11 protein-coding genes are annotated in these 26,127 nt (G+C 55.3%); 7 read left to right on the top strand and 4 right to left on the bottom strand.

The annotated features are described in order from the left end of the window. From PAEVO_RS22480 to PAEVO_RS22500, 5 genes are all read left to right on the top strand, one after another. Window positions 1-2,145, top strand: a complete 2,145-nt coding sequence (locus PAEVO_RS22480; RefSeq protein WP_100539759.1) for an alpha-L-rhamnosidase C-terminal domain-containing protein — start codon at window positions 1-3, stop codon at window positions 2,143-2,145. Further along, on the top strand, window positions 2,145-4,568 hold the full coding sequence (locus PAEVO_RS22485) for an alpha-L-rhamnosidase-related protein (protein ID WP_100539760.1): 2,424 nt from the start codon (window positions 2,145-2,147) through the stop codon (window positions 4,566-4,568). Before PAEVO_RS22480 ends, PAEVO_RS22485 begins: the two co-directional genes overlap by 1 nt. A 107-nt stretch (window positions 4,569-4,675) precedes the next feature. Further along, window positions 4,676-8,509, top strand: coding sequence for a DUF5722 domain-containing protein (locus PAEVO_RS22490; protein WP_100539761.1), 3,834 nt, complete (start codon window positions 4,676-4,678; stop codon window positions 8,507-8,509). Between the two features lie 48 nt (window positions 8,510-8,557). After that, a complete protein-coding gene (locus tag PAEVO_RS22495) occupies window positions 8,558-11,236 on the top strand; it encodes an alpha-L-rhamnosidase (protein WP_100539762.1) in 2,679 nt (892 codons plus the stop codon). 436 nt (window positions 11,237-11,672) lie between these two features. Next, on the top strand, window positions 11,673-19,256 hold the full coding sequence (locus PAEVO_RS22500) for a pullulanase (protein WP_100539763.1): 7,584 nt from the start codon (window positions 11,673-11,675) through the stop codon (window positions 19,254-19,256). Window positions 19,257-19,469: 213 nt separating this feature from the next. On the opposite strand, the gene PAEVO_RS22505 is transcribed toward PAEVO_RS22500, so the two are convergent. Genes PAEVO_RS22505 through PAEVO_RS22520 form a run of 4 tightly spaced genes read right to left on the bottom strand, consistent with a single transcriptional unit; the run spans window position 19,470 to window position 23,902 of the window. Next, on the bottom strand, window positions 19,470-20,246 hold the full coding sequence (locus PAEVO_RS22505) for a PHP domain-containing protein (protein ID WP_100539764.1): 777 nt from the start codon (window positions 20,244-20,246) through the stop codon (window positions 19,470-19,472). 30 nt (window positions 20,247-20,276) lie between these two features. Further along, window positions 20,277-21,086, bottom strand: coding sequence for an energy-coupling factor transporter transmembrane component T family protein (locus tag PAEVO_RS22510; RefSeq protein WP_009593920.1), 810 nt, complete (start codon window positions 21,084-21,086; stop codon window positions 20,277-20,279). Continuing rightward, window positions 21,061-23,019 carry an ABC transporter ATP-binding protein gene (locus PAEVO_RS22515; protein WP_100539765.1) on the bottom strand — a complete coding sequence of 653 codons (1,959 nt, stop codon included), beginning with the start codon at window positions 23,017-23,019 and terminating at the stop codon, window positions 21,061-21,063. The genes PAEVO_RS22510 and PAEVO_RS22515 overlap by 26 nt, the downstream gene beginning before the upstream one ends. Next, window positions 23,012-23,902 carry a DUF8171 family membrane protein gene (locus tag PAEVO_RS22520; protein ID WP_100539766.1) on the bottom strand — a complete coding sequence of 297 codons (891 nt, stop codon included), beginning with the start codon at window positions 23,900-23,902 and terminating at the stop codon, window positions 23,012-23,014. The genes PAEVO_RS22515 and PAEVO_RS22520 overlap by 8 nt, the downstream gene beginning before the upstream one ends. A gap of 198 nt (window positions 23,903-24,100) precedes the next feature. Between PAEVO_RS22520 and PAEVO_RS22525 the strand changes: the two genes are divergently transcribed. Continuing rightward, window positions 24,101-24,943 carry a MurR/RpiR family transcriptional regulator gene (locus tag PAEVO_RS22525; protein ID WP_100539767.1) on the top strand — a complete coding sequence of 281 codons (843 nt, stop codon included), beginning with the start codon at window positions 24,101-24,103 and terminating at the stop codon, window positions 24,941-24,943. Between the two features lie 429 nt (window positions 24,944-25,372). Further along, window positions 25,373-26,116: a hypothetical protein gene (locus tag PAEVO_RS22530; protein ID WP_100539768.1), complete on the top strand. Its 744-nt coding sequence runs from the start codon at window positions 25,373-25,375 to the stop codon at window positions 26,114-26,116. Window positions 26,117-26,127 lie beyond the last annotated feature (11 nt).

Raw genomic sequence — 26,127 nt, forward strand, 5'->3', positions numbered from 1 at the left:
ATGAATATACACAGACAAGCGGAGAAGATACCCAGCTGGATCTGGCATCGGGAACGTGAGGGCCGGCGGCATGTCGTACTGGAAAAATCCTTTGTTCTGCATGCCGCGGTGGAGCAGCTTGAGATGAGAATCGCCTGTACGGGAGAAGCCGAGATCAGGCTGAACGATGCCGTGATCGGCCATTTCCCGGAGCATGCCAGGCATACGTCCGCATTTTATGCGGTAGAGGGGCTCCCCGGTGGTTTGGAGCCTGGAGCCTATACGCTCCGAATCGAGCTCCGAAATACGGAGCCGATGCCGATGCATCCCATCAATATGCATCTGTTTGACCGTTCGGTGGGATGTATCGCCTACTTGAGCGGAAGCGAAGGCTTATGGCTGGCAACGGATGATACCTGGGAGACCGGGGACGGCCCGGCGGAGGTGGTATGCGTTTGGGGCGAGGAGCCTTTTGGAGACCTGGATCATGCCCCTCCTTGGTTTATTGCCGGAGGATACGGCGATATCGTGGTCGAGCCTGTTCAAGGCATAAGAGTCATTTCCGCAGCCGGAGTGGACGCGGTCAGCGGCATAGATGGTGTAATTCAGATGAAAGGAACGGCCGGAGGGCGAATCGTCCTGGACGAAGTGGAGTCCCGGAATGAACGGCATATTTTTTATCATCTTCTGAAGCAGGGGGAATGGAAGGAACGCAGGACTCAGCAGAAAGAACTGGATTTGAGCCGGATGCCGGAGCTGCTGCTGGAATTGCCCCATGAGCTCAATGTGCGGATGCAGGTGAGCAACCACGGCGATTCCGAGATCGGTTTGCTGTGGAATGGCGCTGAATCCTTGCAGGAGCTGCGGCATTATGACGGATGCATGACCGAGTGGTTGGCGATTCCGCCGGGGAGCCTGTCGGCAACGAATCCCCAGGGCATGCGGTACGTGCAAATTTACGTAAGCGGGGACGATGGAAGGGCATTTCATATCGAGCTCCGATTGGAGGCCGCCGGTGCTGAGCTTAACCAGGCGGGACAATTGCAGACGGATCACGACCTTCTGCAGCGAATCTATGACGTGTCGGTGCATACCAGCCGGGTCTGCCATCAAATCGGATTGTGGGACGGCATCAAGCGGGACCGCCTCAATTGGGCTTACGATATTTATCTGGCCGCCAAAACCGAATACTCGCTCTGGGACGATTATTCGGTATTGAAGCGGTCGCTCCGGGAGCTGGGGCGGACCCCTTACGGCTATTGGATGAACAATCTCCCTTCCTATACGCTGTGGTGGCTCAGCAGCATATGGGATTACTTCTTCGAGACGGGAGACCGCGATTTCGTATGGGAAATCCGGGAGGATCTGCAGCGGCATATCGCTTGGGTGAAGGCGAATGCGGAACCGTCCAGCGGGATTTTTATGCCGGATGCCAGAGAGGAACATTCCTTCATCGAATGGTCGCCCATGGGGACGTCTGAATCGTGGGCGTGCCTGAACGCGATTTACGGCATGACCAAGAGTCAAATGAAACAGCTGGCGGATTACATGCCGGAGCTCGGGCTCCATTGGGATGAACCGCAGGCAGAGCTTAAGGAGGAGCAGTTCATTGGACCATCGTACGCGCTGCTCACCTCGGTCATCGGCATTAAGAGCGGGTATGTGGAAGAAGATAGCGCACGCAGATTTCTCCTCGACTATCGGCTGAGGGACCCGCTCACGCCATTGTCCGCCTACTGGCTGGCGGAATGCTACTCGGAGTACGGCATGCACGAACGGGCGTGGGATGTTATCGCTACGGTCTGGGGAACGATGCTGGATGCAGGGGCAACCACCTTCTGGGAGGGGATCAGGCTGACGCCGAGCAGCGATATCCACCATGCCCTGACCACGTATACCGCGTACGATTCCTACCGGATGAGCCTGTGCCACAGCTGGTCGAGCACGCCGGTGGTCTGGATTGCCAGGTATGTCCTTGGGATTCGCGCACTTGAACCCGGTTATGCCCGCATCGCTTTCGAGCCTCATGCCATCGAGGGGCTAACGGCTGCACGGGGCGTGATTCCAAGTCCCAAGGGCTTGATTAAGGTGGAATGGAAGCTGGAGGATGGGCGCATGATCAAATCAGCTCGCATTGGAGAAGCCGAGCTGGCAAGGAGGGCATGATGAAAGAACACTGGCAGGCGAGCTGGATATGGGGGGATTTACCGCCCGATTCGGCCAACGTATATCTGGAAGCGAGAAGGAGCTTTGACTTGCAGGAAGCGCCGATGGCGGGCCGATTGTACGTGTCGGCCAACCAAGAGTACTTGCTCTATGTCAATGGAGCCGTGGTCGGAAGGGGCCCAACACCTGCCGATCAGCAGTGGAAATATTACGACGAGATCGATGTGACCCCGCTGTTGTCGGTGGGTAGGAATGTGCTGGCCATCGTCGCCTACAATTTCGGTTCGACCGATATCGTGACAGGCCAGATGCAAGGGCCGGGGGGCTTGATTGCCGAGCTTGATATCGAGCGCGGAAACGGAGTGTTCTGCGTGGCCGCCACGGATGCGGAATGGAAGGTCCGGCGATCGCCAAGATGGATGGCCCAGGTGTCGCGTCAGCATCAATGGAACGGATTCCGCGAAATTTATCTCGCTGATCAGGAGGACGGATGGGAGGAATCCGCTTATGACGATTCCTCCTGGAGCGGGGCGGTGGTTATCGCCAAAGCATTGGATCCGGATTCGCCATGGCCGCGACTGCTTCCGCGGGAGATTCCTCCGCTGCACAGGGAGTGGGTCAGTCCGGCAGCGATCGTGCGAACTGACGCCAATTTCGGCGTCAGCCTGGGGGAGACCGGCATGCTTCGGAATCGTGGGGGCAGCTCGGAAGCGTTCGGTTCGCTGGAGCATACCTCTCCGGGTCATGAAGCGTTTGGCTTGCAAGAGGACTCGGCGGAAACAGAAAGAGATCCAGGTCGGTTAGCGGCAGGTACAACGAGCTGGACGCTTGATGCCAGTATGCCCGGCTCGCTGCCGGGTGTTGTATATGACTTTGCCAGCGAAATCGTGGGGTATCCCGAGCTGGAGCTGGACGCACCCGAGGGCGGCGTGATCCAGCTGTCGTACGGCGAATCGCTGGAGCTGCAATTGTACGATACCTTCATCCTGCGCAAAGGGCGAAATCGGCTGAAGCCCTTTGGCCGCCGGGCTTTCCGTTTCCTTCAGGTTACGGCACAGGCGACGCCGGCCGCGCTGACGATATCGCGCTTCGGCGTCGAATCCGTCCATTATCCGTTTGACGAATCCGGCTTTTTCCGCTGCAGCGATGATCGTCTGAACCGGATCTGGGAGGTCGGGGCATATACGACGCTGGTGAACAGCCAGGACCATCTGGAGGATTGTCCGCTGCGCGAGAAGGCGCTGTGGGTAGCCGATGCCGTGGTGATGGGCAAAGTCATCTACCACGCGTTCGGAGATGATCGGCTGCTGCGCAAATGTCTCCTGCAAGGGGCGCGGATTCAGAATGACGACGGCTCCATACCCGGTACCGGGCCGGAACGAAACTCGTTCCTGCTGCCCGATTTCTGCGCGCATTGGTTGTTCGGCGTGCATGCCCACTGGCTGTATACGAAGGACCGCGATTTCCTGGAAGAAATCTGGCCGGCCATTACACGGTTGATGGCGTGGTTCGCGCTGCAGGAGGATCGGGATGGCCTGTTTGCCGGCGCCGACCGGCCTGGCTGGTGGTGCTTTATCGACTGGGCCGATTACATCGACCGGCGCGACCGGGTGACGGCCGTCTCCTGCTTCTATCACAAGGCGCTCGGGTTGGCGGCGGAGCTGGCGCAAGCGATTGGGCGCGGCGAGATGGCAGGGCAGTGGAAAGACCAGGCGGTCCGGCTTCGCGCTGCCATAAGGGAGCAGATGCAGCCCCCTGGCGAGATCGTATTTGCGGATTGCATCGGACCGGACGGATTATCGAAGCAGATCACGGCTCAGACCAACTTTGCGGCGATATGGTCCGGCCTGATGGACCCGGCGGAAGAGGATCGCTTCCTCGACGAATGGTACGACGGCGGAAAGCTGCCGCCGTTAAAAGGCGCATTTTTCTATCATGTGGTTCTGGAGACGCTGATGAGCAAAGGGCGCGTAGAACGTGCTTTGGAGATCATTAGAAGCTATTGGGGTGGCATGCTGGACCGGGGAGCAACGACCTGGTGGGAGACGTTTGATCCTTCAACGCCGGCCTGTACCGTGCCGAGCGCTTATCAAGGCAATACGCCGACCTATTTGATTGATCATATTCCCGTGAGCTTTAGCCACGGCTGGGGCGCATCGCCGAGTTATATATTGACGCAATCCGTGTTGGGCCTTGATTTAAGCAGACTCGGCGATGGGGAGGTGTATCTTGACCCGCATGCCGGTGATCTCGATTGGGCGGAAGGCGCTGTGCCGACGCGCTTTGGAATGATGGAAGCAAGCTGGAAGAGGGAAGAGGGAGAGAAGGGAGGAGGAAACCTGAAATACGAGCTGACGATTCCGAAGGGGATTACCGTGAAAGCAATCGACGGGACGGAGCTTGTGCTGAAAATCAGAGATTAAGGCATCCGGCTTGGTGCTGAGCGAATATTCGGTTTGGAAAGGGGGTGAATGGCGTCGAACTGCGGCAAACGTATCATCAGAATCCATTTTGAGGAGGAACAAGCTTGATGAAGTTGAAGAGGCTTAAGACGCTGCTGGTGTATTCCGTCCTGCTGGCCCTCACCCTGCAAGCGTATCCCGCCGGGATCGTGTTTGCGGGCACGTATGATCCGGATTTAAAGGCATCTCCCCATGTGCTGAACGTGACGGGTTACACGCCTTCGATTGTCATTGACGATTTTAACGAGCCCGATGCGGTAAACCAGCCGGGAAAATGGACCAGCGGAGCCGGGGCGGAGAAAGTCACCTACGCCGACCGTTATGCCAACGGCCCGAATTCTCCATATGAGGGGAGCCATGTGCTCGAGGTATGGTCGGATGAAGTCAAAGCCTATGAATGGAGAACGGTATCCAGGGCTTTTGATCAGCCGCTCGACTTGTCGGGCGTGAACTATCTGACGTTTGCGGCCAATTGCTACGGGTGGCAGACGGAGGACTACCTGATCAAGGTTACCCTGTTCAGCGGCGAAGATTCCTATGAGAGCATTGCCCAAATCAATCCGAACAGCTGGAGCAAAGTTGCGGTGTCCGTCAAGGACTGGGCCCAGCGGGACCACGTCACCAAGATCGAATTCGCGTTCATGCTCAACTTCGATCACGGCGGACTGAAGCCGGGCGATCCGGGATACGAATTCTGGGGCGGCAATTACCAGATCGATTATCTCAGCGGATCGAACGCCATCGGCATGGATTTTAACGCGGACGGGGAAACGGAAGGGTTTACCGCCCAGGGTGCAGATGTGGACGCAGCCGGCGGAGAGCTCCGATTGACACTGACGGGTGCTGATCCCGTACTGCAATCTCCGGTGATCATCCAGGATATCGATCATTACAATACATTAAGCGTCAAATGGAGGAACGAGTCGCCATTCAGCAAAGTGAAAGTCGAATGGATTACGGAGGAAAGCCCCGATTGGGATGAAACGAAGTCGGAGGTGTTCGACATCGAAGCGGATAACAGCCAGTCCGTTGAACAGGAATTTAATCTGTCGCTGCATCCGGAGTGGAGCGGCAGCCTGAAGCAGTTCCGGTTGACGTTCCTGAGCGGCAGAGGGGCAAGCACGGGAGAAATCGGCATCGATCAGATCCGGTTCAAACAGCTGGCGCCGATCGAGGTTTTTCCCGGTGAGCTTACGAAACATGAGATCGCGGCTTCCCGAGATCGGATCGTGATCGAGGGAGCATTAAAGCCAGGGGAAGCGGAGAATTTTGAAGGCGGAGTACTTCAGTTATTTGAGCTGCAGCCTTATGAATCGGAAAGGGATCTGGCGAACAGAGAACCGATTGCCGAGCAAGGGATTCAAGATCAATTTATGTTTGAGCCGGATCTGGGAGGAGAAGAGGGACGCAACCGGCTGCAGTCCAAATTCGCGGTCGCGGCCAGGCTTCCGGACGGATCGTTGGAGCTCGTGGACCACGCCAAATACGTAAGCAATCCCGAGATACTTGCGCCGAATACGTATCCGTTCCCAGTGGCGAAGAGCAAGAAGGGGCTGCAGGTGCAGATGGTCGGCGATGCGGAGGACCTCGGCATCAGCCATGCCGCGTTGAACGTGGATTACAATAATGCCCTGTACATGAACGGGAGCGTCAATCCGGCCAATACGTTCGAATATTCTTACGAAGGGGAGACCTTCTATTTCAAGAAGGATTGGATCGAGGAGCGGGATAATTCCATCAAGAGTTTGTCCGATAACGGAGTGACGGTATCCCTGATCCTCCTCATGTATAAGGGGGGAATGGACGATACCACGCCTAACCGGTATTTGCTCCATCCGGATGCCACGGAAGGCATCGTCTATGCATTTAACACGACGGATGAGCTAGGGACGAAGTATTATAAAGCTATCACCGCTTTCCTGGCGGAGCGCTACTCCCGCGAGGACGAGAAATACGGCAGAGCCGTCAATTACATCGTTGGCAACGAGGTGGACGCCGGGGAGACCTGGTACAATATGGGCAACGATAAAACGGTCAGGGAATTCGTTCAGGACTATGCCCGGACCGTAAGAATAACGAATACCGTCGTAAAAAGCTTTTACAGCAACGCCAGAGTGTATATTTCGCTGACGCATAACTGGGATCAGCAGCTGCCGTCCACGCAGATCGGCTCGTTCGACGGCCGATCGATCATCGATACGCTTCAGGCGGAGATCGACGCAGAGGGAGATATTCCATGGCATATCGCTTATCATCCTTATCCGGAAAATCTGTTCGATCCGAGAGCTTGGGTTGCGCCGCAGTCCCTCGAGCAGTTTGATACGCCGAAAATCACGTTTAAAAACCTGCACGTCCTCGTTGATTACATGAAGCAGCCGAAGTTCATATACGGCGATGAGGCGCGCCGGATTATCCTGTCGGAGCAGGGCTTCCACAGCGGCGACAATTCGCCGGAAGGCCAGCAGCTGCAGGCGGCAGCCTATGCGTATGCTTATTACATTACGGACTTCCTGGACGGCATCGACTCCTTCATTCTGCACCGGCATGTGGACCATGCCGAAGAGTACGGCTTGAATCTCGGATTGTGGACGCATGATCCGGATACGAGCAGGGGCGCCAGCATCCCTGCGGAGCACAAGCTGGTGTATGATGTCTTTAAGTATATCGATACGGAACGTTCGCTGGAGGTGACGGAATTCGCGAAGCCGATCATTGGCATCGCCGACTGGCAGGATATCGCGCCATCCTTCGATGCCGGCATGCTTGCTCGGCGGGAGATACCGGATACGGCGCCAGCGGCTGTCCTTTCGCCGGAGCAGCTGGAGGGCGCGGAAATGCTGTTTGATTTTGAGAACGGCGATGAGGGCTGGACCCATGCAGAGTATGTATCCGGCGTCGAAACCGATGCTTCCATCATCTGGAGCGGCAGTCAAACGCTCAAGGCCACGGTGATGACCAGAGAGCAGCTGGGCGACAGCAAAGGCATCGCCAAGCGGTTCGACGAGCCGCTGAATGCCGAGGGCAAACCCTACCTGTTCTTTGGCATCAATCCTTCGAGCGGACCTGCGGCCGAATCCTATACCGTTCGGGTAAAGGTGTACAGCGATCAGCATGTGCTGGAAGCAGAGGGGAATGTTCCGCCGAAACAGTGGAGCAACCTGGCGGTTAACCTTGGGGATTGGGCCTTTAAGGACCGGATCACCAAAATTAAAATCGGGCTTGTGCCGGCAAGCCGGGTGCATTGGCAAGGAGGATATTTCCATGTGGACGGCATCGGTTTGGCCGACGGCATGGAGGCGGAAGAGCTTACCGCCGCTTTGACGCCGGAGCAGCCGGATGGCAACGACGGCTGGTACCGAAGCCCGGTAACCGTGAAGCTCGGGGCAGCGAATGGCTTGCCGGACGGCTACGGCATTCAGTTTCGCGTGAATGACGGAGAATGGCAGACGTACGGTTCCGAAATGATCATGGATACGGACGGGATTCATGGGCTGGACTATCGGACGATGAGTCCAGCCGGGGAACCGGGTTCCATCAAGTCGTTGACCTTGAAGATCGATCAAACCGCGCCCGTGGCGACCGTAATGGCGGACCCGGTCAAGTTGTGGCCGCCTAACCAGAGGCTGGTCCAGGTCACGGCTTCCGTCGACGCCAGCGATTCGGGCTCGGATATCGGTTCCGTCGTGCTGTCCTCCATTACAAGTAATGAGGAGCTGCAAGCGGAGGATATTCAGGGTGCGGAGCTGGGCACGATGGATACCTCATTCAGCTTGCGCGCGGCAAGATCGGGTGCAGGCTCCGGCAGGATCTACACGATCACGTATACGGTCACGGATCAAGCCGGCAATGAAACCGCAGCCGTGACCCAGGTGAACGTGCCGCATGATCAATCGAATCCATGATGGATGGATTCTAACGCCTGATAGACAGTCTGGAAGGGGAGAAGCAGCGTGCTTACGATACAAAAACCGCTTGTGCATGGTCTGGAGAATCCATTGGGGCTGGATGTGTCTTCTCCCCGTTTTTCCTGGCTGCTGGAGAGCGATCAGCGCGGAGAGGCGTGCGCGGCTTACAGGGTGAGGGTGTCCCTTTCCGCGGAGGGGCTCTCTAAGAGGGACGAAGATTTGGTGTGGGACAGCGGCAGGCGGAGTGGCCAAAGCCTGAGTCTTCTATATGACGGTCCGCCGCTGCAGAGCAATACGCGTTACTGGTGGCGGGTTACGGTCTGGGACCGTCAGGGAAAGGAAAGCGAAAGCGCACTGGCATATTGGGATACGGGCTTGTTTCCCGGCGATTGGAGTGCTGAATGGATATGGCGGTCCGAGGAGATGAAGCCTAATGATTTTGCTTATTTCCGCAAATCCCTTGATCTCCGGGGAGCCGTTGCGCGGGCCAAAATCTTCGTATCCGCCCACCATGTATTCCAATTATTCGTCAATGGACAACGGGTTGGAGGCTATGGTTCTCCCGCCCCGACGGGGGTGCCTCGCCGCAAATATTATTTGGCATATGATGTGGCCCCCCTCTTGTCGAGCGGTGCCAATTGCATCGGCGTTGCGGCTCATTATTTGGGCGGAAGCGGCCAGAACTATGTGAACGGCGTCCCGGGCATGCTGCTCCAGCTGCACGTAGAGCATGAGGACGGGACGGAGCAGCTGGTTGTATCGGATCTGACATGGCAGGCCTTAAGGCAGATTCCGCATCGCACCGGGACTTCATACCAGCAGAACCGCCGTTTATCGGCCATAGAGGACTATGACGCGGCTCTTCTGGAACCGAACTGGCTGCAGCCCGATGTTGGAGATGAACACTGTACTTCGGTCGTTCTTGCTCATCCATCCGTACAGCAATGGTCACTCCATTGGCAGCAGCTCCCCGAGGCGGAAGAGCTGGAGTCTATCATTCCATCCGTGGCAGCGGAGCCGTTGGTCGTTAACGGGAAAGAGGGGCTCATTCAGGTATTCGACGCTGGCAAAATCATATCGGGCTGGCCGCAATTGGCCTTGCCCGGTATAGCAGGCGTCACAATACGGCTCCGGTATGCCGAAACGCTCGATGGCAGCGGGCGGGTTGTTCATCAAGTATGCAACGAGACTTCGCATCATTATTACGACCTGTATACGATGCATGGGCGCGGAGGAATCGAGTATTGGCAGCCCGATTTCAGCTTTAAAGCCTTTCGTTATGTGGAGGTTACCGGCTATCCGCAACCGATTGAGGAAAGCCAACTGCGAATTTGCTCAGCGGGTACAGTTATGGCGCGGACGGGGCATTTTCGGTGTTCGTCCGACTTCTTGAACAAGCTGTACGACGTTTGCCTGCAGACGCAGCGCAACAATGTGCTGGGCCAGGTGGTCGACTGCCCGCATCGGGAACAGGCCCAGTATCTCGCGGATACCGATCTGCAAGCGGAGACGCTCCTCTATAACTTCGATGCCTATCCGGTACTGGATAAGACGCTGCAGGATTTTGCAGACGGTCAATTGGAAGACGGCTCCTTCCCTTTTGTGTTCCCTTCGAACTACGAGCATCCTGATTTTTTTATTCAAATTCCGGAATGGGACCTGCATTATGCGACCTTGCTGTGGAAGCTATATCAGTTTAGCGGGGATACGGAGCTGCTCTCTCGCTATTATGAGCCGCTCCGGGCCATGATCGATGGCTATCTATCGTTGATATCGCCGGCTACAGGCCTGATTCCGGTCGGCCGCGGATGGCATATTAGCGATTGGCCTTATCCGACGGTTGAGCATGAAGGCGAACATCTGACCGTGCAGCAGATCAAGGCATGGCAGGCACTGCGCATCCTGTCGGAAGCCGCTGCCTTGCTGAATCGAGCAGAAGACAGTGCGGCGTACGCAGTCCATGCGCAGAAGCTGCAAGTCAGCATCCTGAATGAGCTGTACGATGGTTCCGGCAAGCTGCTGCATGACAGCTCGGGATCGACTGCAACCCATCAAGGGGTTAATGCGTTGGCATTATATGCGGGGCTGCTGCCGACAAAAGACCGGGAGGCTGCATTGCAGGCCGTGGCAGGCAAGCCGTGGGAGAGCAAGACGGTCTTGTCGCTCCCGCTGCTCCGTCTTTTGTTCGAGGAAGGACTGCAGGATCAGGCCTACCATTTGCTGAGTAAAACGGATTATCCGGGGTGGGGCTACATGATTGCACAAGGAGCCGAGACCATGTGGGAAGGCTGGGATGATATCGAGTCCCATTGCCATGCATGGAACGGTTATCCCGCCCGCTTGCTTCAGGAGTATGTCTGCGGGATTCAGAGCGGAGCTCCCGGATTCGCGACGGCACGAATTCGCCCCTTTTTCGCGCCGGATCTGGACTTCGCCGAGGCTTCCGTTTCCACCGTAAGAGGCAATATCGCCGTACGCTGGGAGCGGGTCGGCGGGACCGGTATTCGGATGCGGCTTGAGCTGCCCTGCACAATGAGCGCTACCGCTGCATTGGCATCACCGAGTTCCCGCCCCATAACCGGTCTCCTGATCGATGGTGTTGAGATATGGGGAGGAGCAGCTTCAAGCTGCATGCCGGACGGCATCGTCCGCTGTGGACTGGACCATAGCATGCTTGAACTTGAGCTGCTGTCCGGACGTTATGAGTTAACGGTTCGCTATTAGTAGGCAGCGTTGTGCTTGCGGCCGACCAGCTTCAGCAATTCCAGGCCCTATTTACAGGCAACGGCCATACCATACATGTAAACCTTAGTAGGGGAATCCGTCATCTGGACGACGGATTCCCTTTATTTGTTAGAGCTAGATGCTGCTGGAGAAAACCCGCCTGAGCCGCAAAATTCATGATGAAAACAGGTCAAAATGTGGTTGACGAGAAGGAGCCTCAATACTACAATAAATGATGCAAACGTTTCCAATGTAATCGCTTTCATCTAAAATGTTTCATTCTATATTTCGAACATATTCTCTAACTCTTGTCAGTAATTGTCGTACTTTACTTGATGGAAGCTCAAACCTGTTTATGCAAGCGTTTGCGCAGTGATTGGCATCAACATCGTATCAGCTGTACCTAATCCAAGAACAGAAGGAGGTTATTTGTTTCATGAGAATGACGGTTTCAAGCAAACGAATGTGGTCCATCATCATGATTGTTTCGCTGATTTTCTCCATGCTCGGCATTCCGCCATCAACGGCCGATGCCAATAGCGCGCCAAGCCAGGTTACGCTGGTGGGGACTCTGCAATCCGAATTAGGCCATAGCGGGGATTGGGATCCGGCTGCCGCAGCGACAACCATGAACGATATGGGGAACGGAGAATACAGGTTCACCGGCAGCTTGCCCGCGGGATCGTACGAATACAAGATCGCGATCGACGGCAAGTGGGACGAGAATTACGGCTCCGCCCATTATTCCAATCCCAGCGGAGCAAACAAGGATGGCAACATCCTCATAACGCTCGCTCAAGATTCCCAGGTTACCTTTTATTACAATCATGGGACGCACCGGATCGCGGATTCTACATACTACGCTCCGATCGAGGCGGATAAGCTTCCCCGAGTGATCGGCAGCTTCCAATCGGGCATCGGCGAAGCAGCTGACTGGTCGCCTGCGGATGCGAGATTAATCATGCAGGATTCCGATTATGACAACGTATACACGGTGACAGCCGATGTGTACGAAGGGGATCATGAGTACCAAATCGCTTTGGGGAGCGATGCGGCAAGTCCGGTTCACCCCGCTAATCGGGAGGCGCTTCAGCTGCCGCAGGACGTGAAGGTTACGTTCAGCTACGATGCGGCCAATCACGGCGTTGCCGCTCATTTCGCGGTACCCGCTGATCCGGGAACGCCGGTGCCGGCTAACCATCTGCGCGTCCATTACGACCGGGCAGACGCGAATTACGGGAGCGTCGGACTGTGGATATTCGATGACGTCGCATCTCCGTCCGCCAATTGGCCGGCAGGCGCAACGCCATTCCCTGGCGGGCAGCAGGACGCCTACGGGGCCTTCGTCGACATTCCGCTCAAGGACGGCGCGCAAAAAGTCGGCATCGTCGTTGTCGATCGCATCAGCGGCAATAAAGACGGCGGCGACAAGAAATTCACCTTAGCCTCGCCGGACATGAACGAAGTATGGCTCAAGGAAGGCTCCGATACGGTATACAGCTTTGAGCCTGTTGACCTGCCGGCGGATACCGTGCGCATCCACTATCAACGGCAGGATCAGAACTATGATCCGTACGGTTTATGGTTATGGGGAGACGATGTCGCTGCGCCTTCGAAAGACTGGCCGACGGGGGCTACCATGTTCCCTTCAGGCCAAACCGACCGATATGGCGCTTATGTGGACATTCCAATGAAGCCGGGAGCCCAGAAGATGAACTTCCTCGTGCTGGATCCGGCCAAAGGAGACGCCGGCAAAGACGGGGGCGACAAGGGCTTCTCTCTGGTGGATCGATACCAGCATCTATTCATTCAAGAAGGAGACAACACCGTCTACACATCCCCATATGGGGATGTGCCTACCGGGTTGGTCTCGGCTGAAGTATTGGCTCCAGGAAAGCTCCAGCTCGGATTTACGATGACCGATGGTTTGGAAGCGGATACGCTGAAGAATGAGCTGCAGATCAAGGATAAGGACGGCCATCCGGTTGCCATTCAAAACGTGAAGATTACCGGAAACACGACCATCGAAGTGTCGGCATCATTTCAGCTGGATCAGATACCGCTAAGCGTAACTTACGCCGGAAAAACCGTATCCGCCTCCACCGGCTGGAGAATGCTGGATGAGATGTACGCTTACGACGGCGATGACCTCGGGGCGACTTATCAGGCTGGAGGAGCCGAGCTAAAGTTGTGGGCACCGACGGCGACCGAAGTCACCGCAAAGGTGTACAGCAAGGATGATGCCACGCAGTTTATCGGCAATGCCGCTCTCCAAAAGGGTGATAAAGGGGTATGGTCGGTTCGGTTGAAGCCGGGAGACCTCGGCATCCAAGATTTTAGAGGATATTTTTATCAATACGAAGTGACCAATAACGGCGTGACGAAAACCGTCCTGGATCCTTATGCCAAATCCATGGCGCAATTCAGAGTGAACACAAAGGGCGAAGTTGGACCGGACGGCGATACCGTCGGCAAAGCCGCGATCGTCGATTTGAGTCAAACGGATCCCGCCGGCTTGGATTTTGCGGACATTCCGGGCTACGAGCAGCGGGAAGACGCCATCATCTGGGAGATTCACGTCCGGGATTTCACGTCGGATCCGACGATTGAGAATGACCTGCATAACGCGACTTGGGGATCCTACGATGCGTTCAAAGAGAAGCTCGAATACATCAAGTCCCTGGGCGTCACCCATGTTCAGCTGCTGCCCGTGATGGCTTGGTATTACGGCGACGAAGCGGCCATGAAGAACAGGGAGCTGGATTATTCGGCCAAAGACAATGAGTACAACTGGGGGTATGACCCGCACAGCTATTTCTCCCCTGACGGTGCTTACTCCGAGGATCCAACGAATCCCGAGCTTCGCATCAAAGAATTGAAGGCGATGATCAACGCCATTCACGAGGCCGAAATGGGCGTCGTATTGGACGTGGTCTATACCCATATGGCCAAGGCAGATTTCTTGAATGATATCGTACCGAACTATTATGCTTTCCAGGATGCCAACGGCAATTTCATCGGCGGCTTCGGCAACAATCTGGCGACCAATCACAAGATGGCCGAGAAGCTGATGGTGGACTCCGTGAAATACTGGTTTGACGAATACAAAATCGACGGCATGCGCTGGGACATGATGGGCGACGCCACGTATGAAGCCGTGCAGAATGCCTATGATGCCGCGGCAGCGATCAACCCGAAAGCGCTGTTTATCGGCGAGGGCTGGGTCACGTTCGGCGGTCATCTGTCGGATCCCTCCCTGGCAGGCAAGGGCGCGGACCAGAATTGGATGGATAAAACGAACGACGTCGGCGTTTTCTCCGACGAGTTCCGCAACGAGCTGAAATCCGGCTTCGGCAATGAAGGCGAGCCACGATTCATTACGGGCGGCGCCCGCGACATCCAAACCATTTTCAACAATATCAAGGCGCAGCCGGGCAACACGAAGGAAGACGATCCGGGTGACATGGTTCAATACATTGAAGCCCATGACAATCTGCCGCTGTACGACATCATTGCGCAGTCCATCAAGAAGGACCCGTCGATCGCAGCGAATGATCTGGAGATTCACAAGCGCGTTCGCCTGGGCAACCTGCTCACCTTGACCTCGCAAGGAACGGCGTTCCTCCATGCAGGACAGGAGTACGGGCGGACCAAGCAATGGCTGGGCCCAGGGGTTCCCGAGCAGAAATACCATGAATTAGAGGACGAGGCAGGAAACCGTTTCGGTTATTTCATCCATGATTCCTACGATTCCTCCGACGCCATCAACATGTTCGATTGGGAGAAAGCGACGGATGAAGCCAAGTATCCGGAGAATAACAAGACGCGGGAATATACGGCCGGACTGATCGAGTTAAGAAAATCGTCCGACGCTTTCCGTCTCGGCGATCAGTCGATGGTGAATTCGAATGTGACGCTGCTGCAGGTTCCCGAAGTAAAGGCGCAGGATCTGGTCATTGCTTATAAGAATAAAGCGACGGACGGAACCGGCCATTATTATGTGTTCGTTAATGCGGATAACCAGTCGAGAACGTTGACGCTAAACGAAGATCTGAGCTCCGGCACGGTGGTGGTCGATAACGATGAAGCCGGCACGACCGGCGTCAAAGCGAAGTCCGGCTTCACGTTAACCTCCGGCTCGATCACGCTAGAGCCTCTGACGGCCGTTGTGATTAAAACGAACGCCGCGGCAGCCGTACTCCGCGATATATCGGTGGATCAAGATAGTTACTCATTGCAGACCGGTAAGACGCATCAGACCGCGGTATATGCTGAGTACGAGGACGGCAGCAAACGAGCCGTAACGAAACAAGCAACCTATGCATCCAGCAACCCGCAGGTGGCTTCGGTAACGGCCGCAGGCGTGGTGAAGGGAGTCTCGGAAGGAACGGCGGTCATAACCGTTTCCTATCGGGGGTTCCAGAAAGAGATTACCGTAACCGTCACAGCCGATGTAGTGGACAATAAACGGTATGTGCAGCTTAACTACATTCGGCCGGATCAGGATTATGCGGATTGGAATTTGTGGGTTTGGAATACGGGGGCAACGAACGGTGAGATTAGGTTTGAAAAGATAGAGAATGGCGCGGCTACCGTACAGATTGAGGTGGCACCCGAAACAACAGGCGTCGGTTTCGTTCTGCGCAAAGGAACGAATTGGGATACGGCCAAGCAGGATATCCCGGATGACCGGATCATTCCGCTTCAGCCAGGCGAGGCCTTCACGAAAGTGAATGTGACCAGCATGGTGCATGAGCTGGAGATTTTGCCGAGCATTACGGGGCCGACGCTTGAAGACGGTAACATTACGTTCCATTATCGGGACGATCAATTGTTCCGGGACGGCCGGATGGATAGCATCTCTGACGTGAAAGTGAAGATTAACGGGAAGCCGGAAACGATGGTCTACGTTCCTGACAAGGAATGGTTCAGTTATACGCTTAAGGGCGTTGCTCCCGGAACGTACGAATACACGTTCATCGTCAATCATAACGGAACCGCGAAGGAAGTCACCGATCCGAAAAACACGGTGAACGGAAAGTCGCAGGTGGTTTACCGCGATCCGACCGTGACCATCGGGGCGAAGGTAACCCCTGGTTCCTTCTCTTATGATGAAAATGCGGTGCTAAAATTGAATGTAACCTCTTCGGAGCCCGTTGCTTACAAGGAAGCGTTCGTCGACCTGACGGAGCTGGGAGGTCCGGCCCAAGCGAAGGTTGATACAGAGCTGCTGGAGCACAGCATTGCCGTAAAGGATACGGTCACGGCCGGCAGCAAGAAAGTAGGAATCACGCTAGTCGACCAATATGGCAATAGGCATACCGGCGAAGCCGCGGTAACGGTGAAGCCAAGAATCACAGGCGGCAAACTCGATTTCGATTGGGACGAGGCGCGCATTTATTTTGTGCTGACCGACCGTTTCATGGATGGGGATGCTTCCAACAATGCGAATGTTGACAAGGATCACCCGGAAGCCTACCATGGCGGGGATTTCAGAGGATTGATCGATAAACTCAATTACATCGAGGATCTGGGCGTAAATACGCTGTGGATCACGCCGATTGTGGATAACATCGATTTCAATCAAGGCGCAGGCTTCGGCGGCAAGCAATATGCGTATCACGGCTATTGGGCCAAAGATTATACGAAGATCGATGAGCATCTGGGCGATCTGGATACCTTTAAGGAGCTGATCGATAAGGCGCATGACCGGGGCATCAAAATTATGGTGGACGTCGTAGTCAACCATACGGGATATGGCCTGAAGCCGGGAGACAGTGCGCCCGGTATCACGCAGGAAGATAAGGACCGGTTTAAAGATATGCTTCGTACAGACGGTCTGTCTGCCGATACCGATCCGATCAAAGGCGAATTAGCGGGGCTGCCTGATTTCATAACGGAGAATCCGGCTGTTCGCCAGCAGATCATCGATTGGCAAGCAAGCTGGCTGGAGCGTGCCAAAACCGACCGCGGAGACACGATCGACTACTTCCGCGTAGATACGGTGAAGCACGTGGATGAAACGACATGGAAGGCGTTCAAAAATGCGCTGACCCATCTCGATCCGAGCTTCAAAATGATTGGCGAATATTTCGGAGCTACGGTTGACAGCGATGGCGGAACGCTTCAGAGCGGCCAGATGGACAGCTTGCTGGACTTCGGCTTCAAAGGAAAGGCCAAGGAATTCGTGAACGGCAGCGTGGAATCGGTTGAGGCCTACCTGGCTGACCGCGAATCGAAGCTGGATAACACCCGAATGATGGGGCAATTCCTAAGCAGTCATGACGAGGATGGCTTCCTGTCCCACTACGTGGATGGCGACAAGGCAAAGCTGATGGCGGCCGCAGCGCTGCAAATTACATCCAAAGGCCAGCCGGTCATCTATTATGGCGAAGAGCTTGGGCGCTCCGGCAAGAATGCCGGGGATATGGGCAAAGGCGAATTTAGCGAGAACCGCGGCGATATGCCGTGGGACCAGCTGGAGGCCGAGAAGAAGCTGCTCACGCATTATCAGAAGCTCTTGAACATTCGAGCGGCAAACTCGAAAGTGTTTTCAAAAGGAACGCGCACATCCATTGCGGCTTCGAATGCGGATGGTTATCTCGCATTCGACAAGCAGTATAACGGAGAACATATCGTTACCGCGATTCACGTGAAGAACGAACCGAAACAAGTCGTCCTGTCTGTGCCGTTTAAGGCGGGCAGCAAGGCGAAGGACTTGTACGGCGGCAGCGTGTATAACGTAACGGCCGATCAGAAAGTGACGCTAACGCTCCCTGCCATGTCGGATGGCGGTACCGTCATTCTGGCTGCAGTGCCAGCTGATGGCGGCGGCAACGGCAGCAACCCCGGCAGTGGAAACGGAAGCGGAGGAGCAGGCGGCAATCCGCCTATCGATCCGGGAACGAAGCCAAATCAGGGTCAGCGGATCGTTAACGAAGAATCACTGCGCGGCGGGCAGGAGAAAGTGACGATTCAGCTCGGTGCCGAGGATATCGAGGTTCTCCTGCCGCTGACGGCAGGGGACATCCTGGGGACGAAGCCGCTGGAGTTGAAGCAGGACGGCGTGATGGTACAGCTTCCGTCCGCGCTGCTCAAAGCGCTGCGCCAGCTCGTACCGGCCGAGCAGGCTAAGGATGCGGTCATCTCGTTTAAGCTGAAGGAGGTTGGTTCGCAGACAGCTGCCTCTCTCGTAGCCAAAGCAGCTGCTGCCGAGAAGGCTAAGCTGAAGCGGGGCAGCAAGATGTACGAATTAGATCTTAACGTCCATACGAAAGACGGCAAGGCATATAAGCTGGAGCATTTCGTAGCACCCGCAACGATTGCTTTTCCTGTCGACAGCGCCATTCACGGCGAGCTGGCCGGCATCTACCACCTTTCGGAATCGGGACCATTGAAATATGCCGGCGGCAAGCCGGTAAACGGGCAGCTGACGGCTGAAGTCAGTCAATTCAGCTACTATGCCGTGCTGGAATATGACAAATCGTTTGCCGACCTTGCCGGCCATTGGGCGGAGCAAGCGGTAAAAGAGCTGGCAGCCCAGCATATTGTGAATGGCACCGGCGATACGAAATTCAGTCCGCAACAGCCGCTGACACGCGCGGAGTTCGCCGCGATGCTCGTTCGTGCCCTGGGCCTTGAAAGCACGCAAGGCACGGCCTTCACGGATGTGGACGGCGAAACATGGTATGCTTCGGCGGTTGCGGCGGCTTACCAGCACGGGCTGGTGAACGGCAGAGGCAAGGACACGTTCGCACCGAACGCGGCCATCACCCGCGAGGAGCTGGCTGTGATGCTTTATCGTGCTTACCAGACCAAGGGAGACGCTTCTTCTTTGGAGGAAGCACCGGAACTGAAAGATAAGCGGCAAATTTCTTCATGGGCACTCCAAGAGGTGAATGAAGCCTTGGCTCTTGGCTTGATGAAGGGGCATGCCAACGGCACGTTTACGCCTCAAACCAAGACCACCCGTGCGGAAAGCGCGCAAGCCATGCTGAATCTGTTGGACCGACTGCAGTAATTCCGACATTCCGCCGATTCGTGCAACGCTGGAATGGGGTTAGAGAGCCGGTTCGGGCCGGAATGACATGGGATCGAGTCGCAATAGAGCAATCTCTCGGAAACGCAAGGAGCCTGGACATGGATACATGACCAGGCTCCTTTTTCGTACATGAATGTAAATGATACATAGCGGGGGGCCTATTGAACTTTGGCGTAGTTCACGTTTCACTAGCTAGATGACGGCTGAGGGGGATTGGAGCCGGATGATCTCCTTCATGAGCTTTTTCAGCATGACGGATGCTTTGACCTTAATCGGCAGGCTGTCCGAGACATGAAGCTGGTAAGCGCCTTGCATAATGGCATCCTTGAGCTCGGCAGCGGATTCGCAAGGCATATGCAGCTCATTATAGACGCTTCCGAATTGGAGGCATTGATGCGTATCGCTTCCCGCCGTAACAGGTTTGCCGAGATCGGCAGCGAAACGTTGAACCTGATCTTGATTGGCTTCGCTGCCGTATTGGTACATATCCTTGGCATTGAGATCAAAAGCGTCCAGGCGGCTCAACTGGCTGCGCGTGAGATGGTGGAGCGGCGTGCTCTCCCGGAATGGATGGGCTCCGATCTTGAGCAGCGGGAAGGCTTCGGCCAATTCCATCAGATCATCGAAAGGGATAAAGGCGCCCTTCTCCGTATACCCGTCCAGGCGATGGCGGGTTTCCAGAATGAACTCCTTCCGGCCGATCAGCAGAATGTGGCCGGTTTCCCGGATGTCCACTTCCATCCCCGGAAAGATCTTCAATCCGCCTGCATCGTAGTATTCGCCATTATAGGGAAACATGCTGTCAAGCTGGCGGTACACCTCGTCAAAATGGCGCGTGTTAAAATGCTCGGTCAAAGCGAGCGCATCAAGTCCGTTGTCCAACGCTTCCCGGATCATCTCCTCATAATAATGTTTAGAGAAATCGGACGCTTTGGACAATTTGGCATGGGTATGGAGATCAATTTTCATATTCGAACACTCCTTGTCAAAGTCAGTAGTTTAGCCGAACCAGAACAACAATGCGGTATACGCTGCCGTTCCGGTCAGGAACACCACATCCCTCGCCGACAGGGTCAGGTGGGACAGCTTCAGCTTCTTGGCAGCCGGATTCTTCATGCCGTAGGAGAACCCGCGGGTCTCCAGCGCTTCTACCGTCGTGCGGGAACGTTTGGCGGTGGCCAGCATCAAAGGAAAAAAGGATAGCATCAGCAGCTTCATGTAATAAGCCGCGAGCCGCCAGTAGAGAAAACCGGGATGTTCCGGCGCTTTTCCCCGAAGCCGGTAAGAAAGCAGCACATGGCGAAATTCTTCGAACAATACGGGGAGAATCCGATAGCCGTACGACAAGCTGAACGAGAAGGCGGCAGGCATGCCGAGCGCAAGCAGGCCGTCGCTGATTTTCTCGGGATCCATGCCGGAGAACACCGTAATGCTTGCAAGCGATACAACCGAGAGCTTCAAGGTGAGTTTCAGCAGCGGAAGCGCCGAGCTGACGTCCCCGCCGAAAAAGAGGGACACCACAAACAGCCAGCCGACCTGGCCGATCAGGCCCAGGCATAGTACGACGATAATAAACGGCGTAACCCGGGACAGAATGGTGGTGACCACCATCATGAGAAACAATCCGGCCAGCACGGTCATGCTGGAAATAAACCAGGGCGCTATGGCAAAGAACAGGTACCAGATCAGCATGCATCGGGGATCGAGCCGGGAAAGGGCGGCATGGCCGCTCCCGTAGGCGGTATTCATCAACTCGAGCTGAATCCGTTCAATTGAAATCTTGTTAAACCAGTTGCGGACTACCTGCATGACGGTGAATCTCCTTTCCGCGCAGAATGCCGTACATATGCCGGGCAAAATCGTCCGGCGAGCTGGTCGCGGGCACGACGCCCAGCCTTATAGATAAATCCATCATCTGGGTCGGTGCGAGCCCCGCCCGGGAAATAAGCTCCGAATCGGCGAAAATCTCGGAGACGGTGCCGTCGCCGGCCACAACGCCTTGATTTAAGACGATCACTCTGGTTGCCCATTCGTGAACCAGCTGCATATCATGGGTGGCGATGACAACGGTACGGACATGGTCCTCCAGTTCCTGCAGCGTAACCAGTAGCTCCTCGCGAGTGGACATGTCCAGATTGGCCGTCGGCTCATCCAGCAGAATCAGCCGGGGCATCATAGCGGCCCCTATGGCCAGGGATACGCGGCGCTGCTGACCGCCGCTGAGGAGGCGGGCATCCCGTTCCTGGAGAGGCTGAAGCCGGAAATGGGTCAGCATGCGCTGAACCCTTTCCTCAGCTTCCGGGTGACGGCGGCTCTTCAAGCCGTACGCGACTTCTTGATATACATTGTCTTCAATGAACATATCCTCGGGATTCTGGAAGACGTAAGCCACGCGAGCGGATATTTGCTCCATCGATATATCCTTTGTTTTCCGGCCCATGATTGAGACAGAGCCGCCGGAAGGCTTGGCGATGCAGGCAATCAGCTTCAGAAGCGACGATTTGCCCGCGCCGTTGTTGCCGACAAGCGCGATGCGTTCGCCTTCATGCAGGCAAAGATCAATGCCTCGAAGAACCTCGTGCTCCGTTTTATGAATCGTTCGGTAGCGAAGTACGGCATGGTGGAACTCCACCAGTGCACTATGCTTTCCTTTCCGTTCTGATTCATCGCCCTGCAGGATGCGGCGCTGGTCGGAATCCGGGTTTTTCACGGTGGTGTCAGCGGGGGAAGCATCGTCTGCTCTAGCGTCGGTTGGTGGATGATCAAGCAGCGCTGGGCTATCCGCGAGGCTGTGCAGAAGCTCTCCAAAATAGACTTCTGCTTCCTCGGCGGTAATAGGGTAAGGCTGCTTCAGCTGATATCCGGACAATCCCATAGAATGAGAGCCGGAGCCGACCGTTATCGAGTGTCCATCCTGCGGATGGCCGGGGGCCAAACCGCCATTCAGCAGAATCGCAGACAGCTGTACCGCTGCTTTGGTCACCTGGGGCGGCTGGATGCCAAGCCGCTCCAGATCATCAAGGCTGTTCAGCGCTTCGATGACCGGGCGCTGCCACAGCACCTTCCCCTGCTCCATCAGGCACACTTCCTCGCAGTAGCCGGCAATAAACTCCGCATGATGCTCAATCACGATAATGGTCTTTCCATGGACCTGATTCAATTGGCGCAGCACATCATACACTTGCCTGGCGTGCTGGGGATCGAGCTGGGATACCGGCTCATCCACCACGAGAATGTCCGGTTCCAGCGAGAGGGCGCCCGCCAAAGCGAGCAGATGCTTTTGCCCCCCGCTCAGCTCCCATATATAGCGGTCCTTCAGATGGGTTAATCCGCACATATCGAGTGCCCTGGCGCCCATGGCCCGGTAGTCCGGGAGCCCGTAATTGAGCGGAGCGAAATGGGCTTCATCCATGACGGTGGGGCGGACAAGCTGGTTATCAAAATCCTGATAGACATACCCCACCATGCGCGATAGCTCAGAGACCGTCCGATTCTCGGCGGAAACCCCGCAGATTTCGACGGTACCCGTGAAATCGCCTGAATAATAGTGGGGAATCAATCCGTTGAACAGCTTGCAGAGCGTGGATTTGCCGCAGCCGTTTCCTCCGATGATCGCTGTAAAGCTTCCGCGGCGAATGTGCAGGGAAGCTTCCTTCAGCACAGGCTGCTCCGAACCGGGATAGGCAAAGGTGACGTCTGCGATTCGGATGGCCGGGTGGTCATGAACGAACGGTTTAGGCATAAGGCGGATTCTCCGGCATTTTCTCTTCCTGAAGGCCGCGGTTTCTTCTGGCCCGCATGAAAGCCAGTACTGCAACGGCCACGATGGCGGCTGCAGCAATGCTGATCCAGATCGCGCCGATGCCGAACCGGTCTGCAAATCCGCTGTCCCACTCCCGGAGGTTCCAGTCCGTTTCCGAAAGGGATTCCGCCCCGAAGGCAATCAGTGCCAAAACGATTCCAGCCAGGATCAGCTTGGGCGAGACGATGCCGGCGGCTTCGTATTGGGTAAGCTTCTGGCGGGGTTTGATGCCGAGCAGCGGCTCGATTTTTCCATACAACCTTGGAACCAGATATAATGTAGGCAGAAGAGCGAACAGGATGCCGGAGAACAGCACATCGTTCAGGAAACCGATGCCTTCGACAAGGACCACGCTTTGTGCAAGCCCGGGCACGGCTTCGAATTCCTCGACGCCGATCCAAACCTTGCCAATATCCACCAGAGAGCTGCACAGCTGGTGGATGATGACGCCCGACATGGCGGCGATGCCGACCTGAGCGCGGCTGAGGGGATTTTTGACCAAGCGGCCGGCGACGTACATGGCGAAGGAGAAGGTAAGAAACTTCTCCAGCTCTCCGAGACCGCCGAATTGCCCGAGCATCAGTTCACCGAAGATGACTTCGCCGAGCGCAGCCCCCACTGCAGCATAAAACGGATGAAACAGCATGCAGAGGGTTAGGGGAATGAACGCGAAGTATTCGACCGAAAGCTCGATCGGACCCAGGCGAAACGCGGGAATGAGCTCGGTGAACATGTTGGACAGGCCGTACAGCGACATGGACAGCACGAAAATCATCATTTTCTGCGAAGAGGTCAGGGTATAGACCCGTGAATTGCTTGCCATTAGAGAGAAGCCTCCTTGGGAATGGGATTTGCTATCAGTATAGGAGGCGATTATTAAAATGAACGGAGTACTATGTCAACGCATTGTAATATTTTTTACACAAATATAACCATGAAATAAAATTTACATAACAATCACAGCGTATGATGAACTCATGCCCAATCACGATGATTTCATTGCAGAAGGAGTGCAGCATCATTGAAAAATTGGTTTCCCGATAAATCCGGGCTGTCGCCGAGCCAGCTCAAAATCGCCGATTTTATCGAACGTTATCCCGAGGAGATGCTGTTCATGACCGAGCAGGAAATCGCCGACAGGCTTGGCACCAGCATTGCGACCGTTTCCCGGTTTTGGCGCGCCGTCGGGCACGACAATGCCAAGGCGTTCAAGCTGAAGCTGCGGGAATCCTCGGATACGACGCCTGCCGTAAAGCTGGAAAAAACGATATCCCGCCTGGACGCGTCCAGTCTGCCCGCGAAAATGCTGGAGCAGGCGAAGCATCATCTGCAAGACACGATGGAGAAGAACCGCCCGGACGAGCTGGAGGAGGCAGCCCGTCTAATGGCCTCGGCAAGACGCATGTATATTTATGCCCCAGGTCCATCCCTGTCACTGGGCGAGCTGCTTTCGTACCGTTTAACCCGATTCGGCATGTCGGTGCGGATCATGGCCGGCAGCGGTCATGAACTGCTGGAATCGCTCGCACATGTGGAGCGAGAAGATGTCGTGCTGATCTTCAGCTTCACCCGGATGCTCCCGGAAACGGAGGTCATCCTGGACTGCGTAAGCCGCGTCGGAAATGCGGCGATCATGATCACGGACCGGGAGGACTTCCGGTATGGAACGCCGGCGCAGAGCTCCTTTTTTGTCAGTCGGGGGGATATGGGCGAGTTTCATTCCATGGTGACGCCCTTGCTGATGATCGAGCAGCTCATCCTGAGCATCGGCATGCTGAATAAAGAGAAGGTGCTCGGCAAGCTGGATTACTTGGGCGAGCTGCGGACCCGATATGCGGATAAGCTGCCAAGAGGCAAAGCTTGAAGGCGCTTATCGTCCCCGCTGGCAGCCCATCCATAATAGAAGTCGTTCAGGCACGCCCTGAAGGACTTTTTTTGTGCCTTTTGTCGCAGAACCATTGGATTATTTATGTAATTTTGATATAGTTACCTCACCTCTATGAACTTGCTCGCCTCGGCTTGGTCCCTCTGTTTTGCTGCAGTTCTCTGCGTATTCGCCATGGCTTTCTTAGACACGGGACGGTCATGCCCGCATCATGTTATCCATGTGAAAATCCGATAAAGAAATGAATGGATGGCATATCGGCAGGGCTGCCTGGAGAGGAAAATGCATCTAACTTCGAATTGAGACGTAGTATGTGTTATATCCTTCAATTGCCTATGTTTTTACGGATGTTTTATAAGATAGGTCGAATCAGTCATCGCTCTATAGGAGCAGGGGAGGTGTTAATTCTTGAATGGCTCGAAATCCGTGAAGCTGCTCCTGCTTATGGCGGTTATCGCGATCGTGAATATTGTCCTGGTTTCGCCCGGGCTGCTCGGCTTCCAAGTCGGCGGCGATAACGCCTTCCAGTCTGCACTGGTCATCACCGTATGGGTTGTCAGTGTTCTTGCACTCTTTTATGGCAGTTATGTTTTGTTGTTCAAGTCTCCGGCTGCAAAACCGATCCAAACGATTCAGACCCGTGAGGATTACATAGACGCGCTTCATCATTATCGCAATGTGAAAGTGCTGAAGCATGATATCGCCCTTGCCCTGGACCAATTGGAGCGAATCGAGAAAAAGAGGAATGCGCTGCTGGGCGTTCTAAGTCAGCGTTTTGAGCAAACGGAACTCAGTTACAAGAAATTCATGGGGGTCATCGATGAAGTTGAGAAGCTGTTCTATCTCAATATCCGAGGGATACTGAACAAGCTTGGCGTCTTCGCCGCATCCGATTTCGCCCGCATGGCCGATCAGCCGAAGGCATCCCAGCTGTCCAGCAAGGTGGCGCAGAAAAAAACGGCGTTATACCAAGAGTACTTGGCTTACGTGACCGGTTATCTGGAAGCGAATGAGGAAATCATGCTCAAGCTTGATAAGCTGCTGCTGGAGATTTCTTTGCTCGGCAGCACCGATTACCGGGATGTGGAGGAGATGCCGTGCATGAAGGAAATCGATGCGTTAATCAAGCAAACCAAATTATACAAGCAATAAGAGAGGGAGAT

This window comes from Paenibacillus sp. GM2FR (assembly GCF_002803325.1).
Classification (GTDB): Bacteria; Bacillota; Bacilli; order Paenibacillales; family Paenibacillaceae; genus Paenibacillus_AQ; species Paenibacillus_AQ lautus.